6 protein-coding genes are annotated in these 10,807 nt (G+C 68.3%); 5 read left to right on the top strand and 1 reads right to left on the bottom strand.

Going from position 1 to position 10,807, the window contains the following annotated elements; translation table 11 throughout:
* Nucleotides 1–370: 370 nt before the first annotated feature.
* Complete coding sequence (locus Q8O14_06070; protein MDP2360303.1) at nt 371–2,335, top strand: acetoacetate--CoA ligase; 1,965 nt, start codon at nt 371–373, stop codon at nt 2,333–2,335.
* Complete coding sequence (locus tag Q8O14_06075; GenBank protein ID MDP2360304.1) at nt 2,332–4,107, top strand: Na+/H+ antiporter NhaC family protein; 1,776 nt, start codon at nt 2,332–2,334, stop codon at nt 4,105–4,107. Before Q8O14_06070 ends, Q8O14_06075 begins: the two co-directional genes overlap by 4 nt.
* A gap of 86 nt (nt 4,108–4,193) precedes the next feature.
* Here the strand turns inward: Q8O14_06075 and Q8O14_06080 are convergent, their stop codons facing one another.
* Nucleotides 4,194–5,087, bottom strand: coding sequence for a plastocyanin/azurin family copper-binding protein (locus Q8O14_06080; protein ID MDP2360305.1), 894 nt, complete (start codon nt 5,085–5,087; stop codon nt 4,194–4,196).
* Nucleotides 5,088–5,266: 179 nt separating this feature from the next.
* Between Q8O14_06080 and Q8O14_06085 the strand changes: the two genes are divergently transcribed.
* The 3 genes from Q8O14_06085 to Q8O14_06095 all read left to right on the top strand — a co-directional run bounded on the left by Q8O14_06085 (nt 5,267) and on the right by Q8O14_06095 (nt 10,626).
* Nucleotides 5,267–7,312, top strand: coding sequence for a hypothetical protein (locus Q8O14_06085; GenBank protein ID MDP2360306.1), 2,046 nt, complete (start codon nt 5,267–5,269; stop codon nt 7,310–7,312).
* A gap of 15 nt (nt 7,313–7,327) precedes the next feature.
* Entirely contained in the window at nt 7,328–9,037 is a 1,710-nt protein-coding gene (locus Q8O14_06090) for a T9SS type A sorting domain-containing protein (GenBank protein ID MDP2360307.1), read from the top strand.
* Nucleotides 9,038–9,414: 377 nt separating this feature from the next.
* A complete protein-coding gene (locus Q8O14_06095) occupies nt 9,415–10,626 on the top strand; it encodes a T9SS type A sorting domain-containing protein (GenBank protein MDP2360308.1) in 1,212 nt (403 codons plus the stop codon).
* Nucleotides 10,627–10,807 lie beyond the last annotated feature (181 nt).

The raw sequence follows: 10,807 nt of genomic DNA on the forward strand, positions 1-10,807 counted from the left end.
GCTTCCCCTGGGCTTCCCCCGGGCTTCCCCTGGGCTTCCCCCGGGCTTCCCCCGGGCTTCCCCCGGGCTTCCCCCGGGCTTCCCCCGGGCTTCCCCCGGGCTTCCCCCGGGCTTCCCCCGGGCTTCCCCCGGGCTTCCCCCGGGCTTCCCCCGGGCTTCCCCCGGGGAAGATCCCTTCCTTCACCCCAAATCTGTCCAAACCTCTTGTCAAGTCTGGGCGCATGCCCGCACATGCAGCGTGGTCGTGTGAGAGTCGTCTGTCCGAGGACTGTCCGCGGATGGATCCACACCTGACACCAGGGCGCTGTGTTGCCCCGCGCCCGGGAAAGTCCTACTTAACCCGCAGCACAAACATCACCCGGAGCCCGTCATGATCCACGCCAGTGGCGACCTGCTGTGGCAGCCTGCGCCCGACCGCGTCCGCGCCTGCCGGATGGAGGCCTTCCGCCGCGCGGCGGAGGACGCCGCCGGCCACCCCCTGCCGGATTTCGCCGCCCTGCACGCCTGGTCGGTGACGGAGCCGGCGGCCTTCTGGCGCCTGGTCTGGGACACATGCGCCGTTGAGGGGGAGATGGGAGACCGCGTGCTGGCGGGGGCGGATCGCATGCCCGGCGCCCGCTGGTTTCCCGCGGCGCGTCTTAACTACGCCGAGAACCTGCTGCGGAGCAGCGGTCCGGAGCCGGCCCTGCTGGCGGCCAACGACCGCGGACGGCGGGACACCTGGAGCCGCGACCGGCTGCGGGACGCCGTGCTGCGCCTGCGGGCGGGATTCGAGGCGGCGGGCCTGCGGCCGGGTGATCGCGTGGCGGCGGTGGCCCCCAACCTGCCAGAGACCCTTGCCCTCATGCTGGCCGTGACCAGCCTGGGCGGAGTGTGGACCAGCGCCTCGCCCGATTTCGGCGCCGCAGGCGTGCTGGACCGCTTCGGGCAGGTGGAGCCCGTCTGGCTGGTGGGCGTGGATGCCTACTCCTGGAAGGGACAGTGGGTGGACTGCCTGCCGCGCCTGCAGGAGATCCGCGCCGGGCTGCCCGGCCTGCGCGGCACCCTGGTCATCCCCAACCGTGCCGCGGAGGAGGAGGCAGTGCTGGACCTGGACGCCCTGCCCGACTCCGTGGATATGCGACTCTGGCTGGAGCTGGCGCCCTCCAAATCCGCATGGGCGCGCTTCCCTTTCGAACAACCGCTCTACATCCTCTATTCCAGCGGCACCACGGGCAAGCCCAAGTGCCTGGTGCACGGGGCGGGCGGCACGCTGCTCCAACATCTGAAGGAACATCGTCTCCACACCGACCTGGGAGTGGCCGACCGCCTCTTCTACTACACGACCACCGGCTGGATGATGTGGAACTGGCTGGTCTCGGCCCTGGCCTCCGAAGCGGCGCTGGTCTTGTGGGACGGCAGTCCCTTCCACCCCGGTCCGGCGGCGCTGTGGGATCTGTGCGACGAATCCGGCATCACGGTCTTCGGCACCAGCGCCAAGTATCTGGACGCCTGCGCCAAGGCCGGCCTGCGACCGCGCGCCAGCCACCGGCTGACGGAGCTGCGCGCCATCCTCTCGACGGGCTCGCCCCTTCTGCCCGAGAGCTTCGATTGGGTGTACGGCAGCGTGAAGGCGGACCAGCTCCTGGCCAGCATCAGCGGCGGCACGGACATCGTCAGCTGCTTCGTGCTGGGCAATCCGCTCCAGGGCGTGCGCCGCGGCGAGATCCAGGGGCCGGGCCTGGGCATGGACGTGGCCGTGGTGGATGCGCAGGGGAGCGGGCTTGTGGGCGAGGCGGGCGAGCTGGTCTGCCGCCGGCCTTTTCCCAGCATGCCCACCGGCTTCTGGGGTGATGAAGACGGCAGCCGCTACCGGGACGCCTATTTCCAGCGCTACCCCGGGATCTGGCACCACGGGGACTGGGCCCTGCACACGGCGGCGGGCGGCTTCGTCATCCTGGGGCGCAGCGACGCCACCTTGAACCCCGGTGGCGTGCGCATCGGCACCGCGGAGATCTACCGCCAGGTGGAGCAGGTGCCGGAGGTGGAGGAGGCCCTGGTGGTGGGACAGGACTGGCATGGTGATCAACGGGTCGTCCTCTTCGTCAAGCTGCGCGACGGGCTGACGCTGGACCAGGCGCTGGAGGAGCGCATCCGCCGTCGCATCCGTGACAACGCCACGCCCCGCCACGTGCCGACTCGCATCCTCCAGGTGGCGGACCTTCCGCGCACCCGCTCCGGCAAGATCAGCGAGCTGGCCGTCAAGCAGGTGATCCACGGGCGCCCGGTGGACAATGCCGAAGCCCTGGCCAACCCCGCGGCCCTGGATTTCTTCCGCGGCCGCCTGAAGGGATGAGGATGGGTCCCGCCCGCTGGCCCCTCCTCTTTGGCCGCCTGTCATCGCCGGCCCTCTGGCTCCTGCTGGTCCTGCTGGGTCTCTCCTGGCATGCCGGGCGCAGGGTGCCCCCCGTCTGGACCGCCGAGGCCGTGGTGGTGGAGACGGGCGGAACGGCGGAGGCCCCCACCTACCAGTGGCGCGGCAAGACCCTGCCCCTGCCCGTTTCACTTGCCTGGGAAGAGAGCGTCCTCAGGCCGGAAAGCCTGGTGCGGCTCAATGCGGCGGGGGAAGAGCCGGCGCGGCGCATGGAGATCGTCCTGCGACCGGCCATCGACGGTGGGCCCCCCGAACGGGTCAGGTTCGACGCCGCCCACCATTGGGGCCCCTGGTCCCTGCTGCCCGCCCTGGCCGCCGTCCTCCTCTGCTGGATCACCCGCGAGCCCCTTTCCAGCCTGCTGGCCGGCATCGCCTGCGGGGCGCTGCTGCTGGGTCACTATGACATCACGGAGCAGGTGCTGGTGCCCAGCCTGAGCACGGAGAGCGCCGCCGGCGTGCTCATCCTCTACCTGTGGCTGCTGGGCGGCCTGATGGGTGTCTGGTCGCGCACCGGATCGGCCCGCGCCTTTGCCGAGTGGGTGGCGGTCCACTGGGTGCGTGGACCGCGCAGCGCCAAACTGGCGGCCTGGCTGCTGGGCGTGCTCTTCTTCCAGGGCGGCACGGTGAGCGCCGTGCTGGTGGGCACCACCATCAAGCCGGTGGCCGACCGCGAATGGGTCAGCCACGAGGAGCTGGCCTACGTGGTGGACTCCACCGCCTCGCCCATCGCCAGCCTGCTCGCCTTCAACGCCTGGCCAGGCTATGTGCAGGGCTTCCTCTATGTGGCGGGCGTCAGCTGGCTGGCCACCGAAGCAGATCGCATCCGTTTCTTCTTCGCGGCCATCCCCTTTTGCTGGTACGCCATCTTCGCCGTGCTGGGCACGCTCCTGCTCTCCGTCGAGAAAGCGCCCTTCCTCGGTTCCCGCCTGCGCCAGGCCATGGTGCGGGCTCGCACCACGGGCGAGCTGGACGCCCCCGGGGCCCGCCCCCTGGCCGCCGCCGAGCTGGCCCGCGACCATGTGCCGGATGGCTTCCGTCCCAGCCTGTGGGGTTTCGTGCTGCCGCTGGGCCTCCTGGTGGGCGTGGCGGTGGGGACTTTCATCGCCGGAGGGGTGCCCCAGGTGCGCTGGGCCTTCGGCGTCGCCCTGCTGCTGGCCGCCCTGATGGCGCTGCTGCGCGGCATGTCGCTGACCACCCTGATGGCGGGCGTGGTGGACGGCATGAAGGGCGTGGTGGCGGGCAGCGTCATCCTGCTCCTGGCCATCACGATCGGCGCCGTGAGCAAGGAGGCGGGCGGCGGCCTGTGGTTGGTGGAGGCCCTGGGCGGCCACCTGCCCTGGTGGACCCTGCCCGTGGTCCTGCAGCTGATCACCATGCTGATCAGCTTCTCCACCGGCTCCAGCTGGGGCACCTACGCCGTGGCCTTTCCACTGGCCATGCCTCTGGCCTGGGCTGTGGCGAACGCCAATGGACTGGCGCATCCTGTGTTCTACATGACGATCTGCTTTGCCGCGGTGATGGACGGCAGCGTCTACGGCGACCAGTGCTCGCCCATCAGCGACACCACCGTGCTCAGCTCCATGTGCACGGGCTGCGACCTGATGGACCACGTCAAGACGCAGATCCCGCAGGCCACCATGGCCGCCGTCCTGGCCGCCTTGGCGTGGACGGGCAGCGTCCTGCTTTTCGCCTGATCGACAGGAATGGAAGCGCCCTCCCGGCGCTGGCCGGAAGGGCGATGGCGGCTCAGGGTGGTCGACTCTGCCCGGGTCGGCGGCCCTCAGTTGGCGCCGCCCGCCGGTCGCACCGTGATTTCGTAGCAAGCGCGGTCGATGGCGGGCAAGGTCAGGAAGGTCTCCATCGTCTCGGTCAGGGGGGCGAGGGCGTCGGGCGTCGCTCCCGCCCACACGGTGTAGAGGGGCGTGATCGGGCAGCCCTCCATGCTTTCGCTGACCGCATCCCAGCTCAGGTTGACGGTGTGGCTGTTCACGTCATAAGCGATCTGGAGCGAGGTGGGGAGCGGCATGGGGTCGGCGCAGGGGTCCGGCACGGAGATGGTGCCGCGCATGCCCATGGCGGCGTGGATCTCACAGACGTAATGGCGCAGGCCGGGCGTCGTGAAAGTCTGGCTGTAGCTGCCGCCGTTGGTGGCCGCGCCGCTGCGGAAGCCGGTGCCGTTCCAATTGTTGTCGGCCGGGCCGTTCACCTCGGCCACATTGTGCGAACCGGTCCATCGCCAGAAGACGGTGTCCCCTGGATTGAGGGTGAGATTGGCGGGCGACCAGGTCGTCCCGGAGCCGACCACCGTGTGCTGGGTGCCGGCCGGCACCACCAGCACCGTGCCGCGCATGCCCATGGCGGCGTGTAGTTCGCAGACGTAGTAGTGGAGGCCGGTCTGCGCGAAGGTGACGCTGTAAGCGCCGCCGTTGGTGGCGCTGCCACTGCGGAAGCCGGTGCCGTTCCAGACGTTGTCGGCGGGTCCGTCCACCTCGGCCACGTTGTGCAGGCCGGTCCAGGCCCAATGGACGGATTGCCCTTCCTCGACCACCACATGGGCCGGCACCCAGACGAAGGATGAATTGACCACGTTGACGTCGGCGCGCGCGGCGGCGACCAGGGCAAGCAGCACGATGAGAGCCGACCAAGGCTGGCCGGCCAGTTTCCACAAACTCATCTCAGGATCCTCTCTCCCGCGGGGGCGGGTGGTTGCACCAAGCTGTGTGTTGAACGGATCCCAACGTGGGCTTCGGGCAGGGGCGAGGCAAGACCTTGCATCGCCCGTTGAAAGAAAAACTTCTTCCGGCGCCCCGGGAATGGCAGCTTCCCCCGGCCGAACAAAGCGAGATGATTTCCATGACTCCTTCGCACAAGCGACTCGCGCGCGGCGCGCGGCAGGTGCTTCTCCTGCTGGCCTTGGCCAACGCGGGGCCGGTCCAGGGCACCGGATCCATCGTGGGATGGGGCGTCCAGGTGCTGGCCACTCCCGACCAGCTGGAGCAGGTGGTGGCCGTGTCCGGCGGCGAACGCCACAGCCTGGCCCTGCGCCAGGACGGCACCATCGTGGCCTGGGGCGACAACCTGGCGGGGAAGTGCCAAGTGCCGGAGCCCAACGCGGGCTTCCTGGCCATGGCGGCCGGGGGCAGCCACAGCCTGGCTCTGCGCCAGGACGGCTCCATCGTGGCGTGGGGATCGAACAGCTATGGCCAGTGCAATGTGCCGTCGCCCAACAGCGGATTCACGGCCATCGCCGCCGGCGGCTACCACAGTCTGGCCCTGCGGGAGGATGGCACCATCGTCGCCTGGGGACGCAACGATTTCGGCCAGTGCGCCGTGCCCATCCCCAACACGGGCTTCACCATGATCAGCGGCGGCGGCCTGCACAGTCTCGCCTTGAAGATTGACAGCGCGCTGGTCGCATGGGGTTACAACGATTTCGGCCAGTGTGATACGCCGACGCCCAACCAGGGCTTCACCGCCCTGGCCGCCGGTGGCCTGCACAGCCTGGCCATCCGCGCCGACGGCTCCGTCGCCGCCTGGGGCGACAACAGCTTCCTGCAGTGCGAGGTCCCGTCCTGGATTGGGGACGTCGTGGCCGTGGCGGGCGGCCTGCGCCACAGCCTGTGCCTCACGAATGTCGGCATCCTGGGTGTCTGGGGGGACAACGGCCTGGACCAGGGCTTGGTGCCGGCTCCCAACCTGGGGTGGTCCGGCATTGCGGCGGGATCCTTTCACAGTCTGGGCGTACGGGGGGATGGCACCCTGGAGGCCTGGGGCAGCGACCAGCACGCCCAGGCAGGGGTGCCGGTGCCCAATGCTGGGTTTGTGGCCATCGCCGGCGGACACGAGCGCGGTCTGGCCCTGCGCGGGAACGGCAACGTGGCGGACTGGGGACTGGACTGGGAAGGGTTCGAGACAAACCCGCCCTTTGGCGTCGCCTTCACCAGGATCGCCGCCGGCTTCCGCCACCACCTGGCCGTGACGACGGAGGGGCTCGTGGCGGCCTGGGGCGAGAACGAGTTCTGGCAATGTGAAGTGCCGTCCCTTGCCGGCGAGGCGCAGGACGTGGCGGCCGGCCGCTACCACAGCCTGGCCCTGCTCGAGGACGGCTCGGTGGCGGCCTGGGGCTACAACTCCCACGGCCAGTGCGACGCGCCGGAGGGTGTTGTCTATTCCGCGCTGGCCGGAGGACTCCATCACAGTCTGGGGCTGGACACGGAAGGCCGCGTGTGGGCCTGGGGCTTCAATGGCGACGGGCAGTGCGCGGTGCCCACGCCGGCCACAGGATTCGTCGCCGTGGCGGCGGGCTGGAACCACAGCCTGGGACTCAGGACGGACGGCTCGGTGGCCGCCTGGGGCTCCAACACGGAAGGCCAGTGCAACGTCCCCTGGCCAAACAGCGGCTTCGTGGCTGTGGCGGCGGGGGCCGAGCACAGCCTGGGCTTGAAGGAGAGCGGCTCCCTGGTGGCCTGGGGTTCCAACGAGCGGGGCCAGTGCACGGTGCCCACTCTCAACAGCGGTTTTGTGGCCGTGGCGGCGGGAGCCTTCCACAGCCTGGCCCTGCGCGACGACGGGACAATGGTGGCGCCCCGCCCCAGGCCGGATGTGGGGGACCGCCCGCGTTCGCCCCACATTCTGGGGTTGGCGCCCAACCCCTTCAATCCAACGTTGTGGATCGTATATGAGCTGACGGAGTCGAGCGCCGTCCGGCTGGAGATTTTCGACTTGCGGGGACGACGCCTGTTCTCTCAGTCGCTGGGGGTGCAGGGAAGGGGCCGGCGCGAGGCCCGCTGGGACGGCCGGGACACGATGGGCGGTGTCCTGCCCTCCGGTCTGTATCTGGCGCGCCTATGGACGCCGCAGGGCGCCTCGCCGGCCGCGAAGTGCCTGCTGGTCCGCTGACGGAAGGAGGATGTCATGATGAGACTCATGCTGCTGATCCTGGCGGCCTCGGCCCTGCGGGCGCAGTGGCCGGAGGATCCCGCCGCGAATTTGCTCATCTGCGGACGCGCCGGCGAGCAGTCCTTGCCCAAGATCGTCGCCACCGGCGACGGTGGCTGCTACATCAGCTGGCAGGACAACGGCTCCGGCAACTACGACACCTGGCTGCAGCGCTTGGATGCCGATGGCGTGCCCCAGTGGGAGGACGGCCTGCTGGTGAGCGGTCACCCGCAAGACACGTGGATCACCGACTATGACCTGGCCGTGGACCAGGCGGATTGCGCCATTGTCGCCATCAACGACATCCGCCGCGGGGCGGATCGCGACATCACGGCCTACCGCATCAGCCCGGACGGAGACTTCCTCTGGGGCGCGGACGGCCAGGCCATCTCCGACAACGAAGGCTTCGAGCCCGATCCGCGCATTTGTGTCACGACGGAGGGCAACGTCGTCTTCGCGTGGCAGGAGGACGCCGTTCTTCATCTGCGCAAGGTGGACGCCGACGGCGCCGACCTTTGGACGCCGGCGGTGATCACCCTCAGCGGCGAGTTCCCCTTGTCCATTCCCCGGCTGGCTCCCGCCCCCGGCGACGCGGTGCTGTTGCAGTTCCTGGCGGCGCAGGGGTCGCAGTTCTGGTCGCCCAAGCATCTCGTCGTGCAACGCTTCAACAGCGCCGGCCAGCCGGCGTGGGCCGGACTGGGCGTGGCCATCCAGACGGCGGGCGGCTTCGGGCCGCAGATGCGCCCCGACCTGCGGGCGGACGGCGCGGGTGGCGCCTGGTGCTTCTGGTACGACAGCCGCGACAATCAATTGCACGCCTACGCCCAACACCTGCTGGAGAGTGGCGTTCCCGCCTGGACGGCCAACGGCGTGCCGCTGTCCACCACAGCCGGCGAGTTGCAGGACCAGCCCCGCCTTGTGATCGACGAGACGGGCGAGGGGCCGGCCGCCATCGAGCTCTACTACCGCATCACCGATCTGGACCAGAATCTGATGGGCATCGCCGGGCAGCGTTTGTCCTCGACGGGGGAGCGGCTCTGGGGGCCGGGCGGCCTGGTGCTGCATCCCCTCGCCGCCTCCGACCGGCACTCGGTTGTGGCGGTGCGCGGCGACGAGGATCACAGCCTGGTGGGCCATCTCCACTTCCCCACGGATGTGATGAATTGCCAGATGCTGGTCCAGGCGGTGGGGAATGACGGGGAGGCGGTCTGGGAACCGGCTGTCACCACCGCCAGCACAGTCCTGGCGCCCCGGGGCAACCTGACCGCGGCGACCGGCGGCTCCGGCCAGCTGATCGCCGTGTGGAAGGATCAGCGCGCTGACGCTGCGGGCGACATTTTTCTGCAGAACGTCAACCCGGACGGCAGCCTTGGTCCGTGGGAGGAGGTCGAGGTGGAGGCAGAAAGGGGCGGGCGGCGTCCCGCGCGAACCCTCCTTCATGCGCCCTATCCCAATCCCTTCAATCCCGCCACAACCATCGCGTATGAACTTGACGATCCGGCCCGTGTCCGGCTGGAGATCCTCGACCTTCACGGCCGTCAAGTGGCAATTCTGGCGGATGGCATCAGGGCGGGCGGGATCCATCGCGTCAACTTTCAGGATGACCGACTGGCCAGTGGCATCTATGTATGCCGCCTGGAGGTCAATGGCTATTCCCGCAATCGCAAGTTGATCCTCCTCAAGTGATGCGGGCCCCTGTTTTTCGAGACTGCGATCCAACCCGTCGGGCCGTCGGGGAGGCAGGAGGAGTTGTAGGGGATATCGACGGGGGATTATCATTAACGGGCATGGTGACTTTCAACCAGCAGATGGTTCTTTGTGTGCAAATAGCGACATCGCTGTAAGGAATCCGGCGGGCTTCACGATGTATGACCCATCATTCAACGAGAAACCCATTCGCTATCAATAGATATGGCTATTCCTCACGAATTGGCACCCCGCTTGCTCTGACCCTTGCAGCCTTAAAACCTGAGCCTTCCACATTGACCGCTGAATGAACCCGTGGCAGGGCTGGGTGTATTGAGTTTGGACACAACCCCTGAACTTTGGAAAGGAAGGATCCCATGAGCAACCTGAAGACACTGGTCCTGCTCAGCCTGGTGGCCGGCCTCACGGCGCCGGTGCTGGCGGCTGAGAAGACCCAGGCCGAGCAGAAGGCGGCCTACGAGGACGGCGCCATTGTGCCGGTCCTCAACGATGCGTGTTCCGCTTTCGCCATCCCCTTCGGCACCACCACTTGGTATGGCACGGACCATGCCCGCCTCTGGTTCTACTGGGTGGGCACGGGCACGGGCCTCGACCTGGAGACCTGCGCCGGCGACTCCAACTTCGACACCGACCTGCGCATCTACACGGGTGACTGCGCCGGCACGCTGACACAAGTCTACTACCGCGATGGACTCAGCTCCTGCGGCTGGCGGACCTACCTGCGCTGCAGCGAGTTCACTTTCCTGACGGGCGTGACTTACTACCTGCGCATCGATCGTTACAGCAACGCCGACATCCTGGGCAATGGCGTGGTCACCACGGTGTGGACGGAGTGTGCTCCCCCGCCGCCCCCGCCCGCCAACAACGTGATGAGCGGCGCCTATCCCATCGCCGTGGGCGAGTGCGTCACCGGCAGCACGGTGGCCCCCTACACGGACACCACCGGTGCCTACCTTGATGTCACGCACCTGCTGTGCACGCTTGACTTCAACCAGTTTGGCTCCACTGCAATCGGCGCCAGCCGGGATGCATGGTATGTGGTTGACCTGCCCTGCGACGCCGAGTTCACTTTCACCCTGGCGGGTTCGGCGTATGACACGGTTCTTGGCATCTGGGACGTGAACGGCCTGCTGGTGGCCGGCAACGACGACTTTGGAGGTCTGCAGTCCACGATCGAGTGCTGCTTCCTGCCCGCCGGCACCTACTACATCTCGGTGGACGGCTACAGCAGCGCCGCGGGGGCCTTCAACCTCTGCGTCTCCCAGTGCACGGAGTGCCCGCAGGTGGGCGCCGACGAGCTGCCCTCCGGCTTCGCCCTGGGCCAGAATGTGCCGAACCCCTTCAACCCGACGACCACCATCACCTTCTCCATGGATGAGACCGCCTTCGCCAACCTGAAGGTCTTCGACCTGGCCGGCCGCACGGTGGCCACCCTGGTCAACGGCATGGTGGAGCGCGGCCAGTACAGCGTCACGCTCGACGCCTCCAACCTGACCAGCGGCGTGTACTTCTACGCCCTGCAGGCGGGTGGCTCGGTCGAGACCAAGAAGATGGTCCTGATGAAGTAATCCCCGCTGTCCTCAGCGACCGGCTCTTCCCAGCCGACCGGCTGCCGACCGACTTCAAAGGCGCCCCGGGCCACTTGGTTCGGGGCGCCGCTTTTTGCGGATCGAATCTGACCCTAACTTTCTGAGCAGACGTGTTCAAAAACCGGCGAAATTGTGTTGAATCCGGCTCGATCAAGGGGCA

Source organism: bacterium, from assembly GCA_030685015.1.
In the GTDB taxonomy this organism is placed as follows: Bacteria; CAIWAD01; CAIWAD01; order CAIWAD01; family CAIWAD01; genus CAIWAD01.